Origin of the sequence: Nocardia lijiangensis NBRC 108240 (genome assembly GCF_001613045.1) — a bacterium.
Classification (GTDB): domain Bacteria; phylum Actinomycetota; class Actinomycetes; order Mycobacteriales; family Mycobacteriaceae; genus Nocardia; species Nocardia lijiangensis.
Genome location: NZ_BDBP01000018.1, coordinates 1 through 796, shown reverse-complemented (window position 1 = coordinate 796; position 796 = coordinate 1). Strand labels below are relative to the sequence as shown.

The 796-nt window shown below is 62.3% G+C and carries 2 protein-coding genes; one reads left to right on the top strand and one right to left on the bottom strand.

Features of this window, described 5'->3' with window-relative positions; translation table 11 throughout:
• Positions 1 to 260, bottom strand: a 260-nt coding sequence (locus tag NL1_RS07340; protein WP_156094714.1) for a hypothetical protein, incomplete at its 3' end; no start/stop codon positions are given.
• Between the two features lie 32 nt (positions 261 to 292).
• On the opposite strand from NL1_RS07340, the gene NL1_RS38950 reads away from it, so the two are divergent.
• Positions 293 to 796 (top strand): hypothetical protein (locus tag NL1_RS38950; RefSeq protein ID WP_218024374.1); only part of this gene is annotated, 504 nt, incomplete at its 3' end.

The window sequence follows — 796 nt, the reverse complement described above, 5'->3', positions numbered from 1 at the left end:
CCTACCGGCGGGACCAAAGCGTCCAGCCAGGCGAAGTCATCTTCGTCCAGAAATGCCGACGTGCCACCTTCGGACTCATCGAGGGCCGCGTGCACATCATCGAGCCAGGTGACGTCGCTGTCCCCGAAGTCGAAGGGGATCGAGTCGCCATTCTGCTGCGCGCCCTGACCACCGGGAACATCCATACCGCCCCGCGTCGAACGCTCCGCCCGGACATGCAAAACACCCTGCACATGCTCGAAGTGCACGGTATCCACCACCCCGCCACCACGCCTGCGCACGCCACCCAATAATGCGCACCGCCGTCAGCACGATTCAACATGAACGTATTCAACTGCTGCCCGGCAGGCCCGCAATGCAGATGCGTCACACCACCATCCGAGTGATACACATCCAGATTCAACTTCAACGCAGCAGCCGCCGACGGCAACAACGAATCAGCAGCATCATTGTCCCACGCCCCCTCCGCCAGCAAATCCGTCAACTGCTCCACGAACTCGGTCCGGCGCACCTCCACCGAAGACTCCGCAACCATGAACCCACCCAGATACGCATCCGGATTCGCCAGCATCTTCCGCACTACCCCCTCACGGAAATCCCGATGCATATCCCGATCGGTGACATCGACACCAACCGCCCGCGCCAACGCCTCCCACAAACAATTCCCCACCCCAGGCTGCGACTCCCACACACTATCCACACCCGGCGGACGAACACCGCCGATCCGATCCCGCACCACGGCCCCCACACCAGAGGCGAAACCCCTTGCCACCAAAACCGATTCGTCGACACCCGC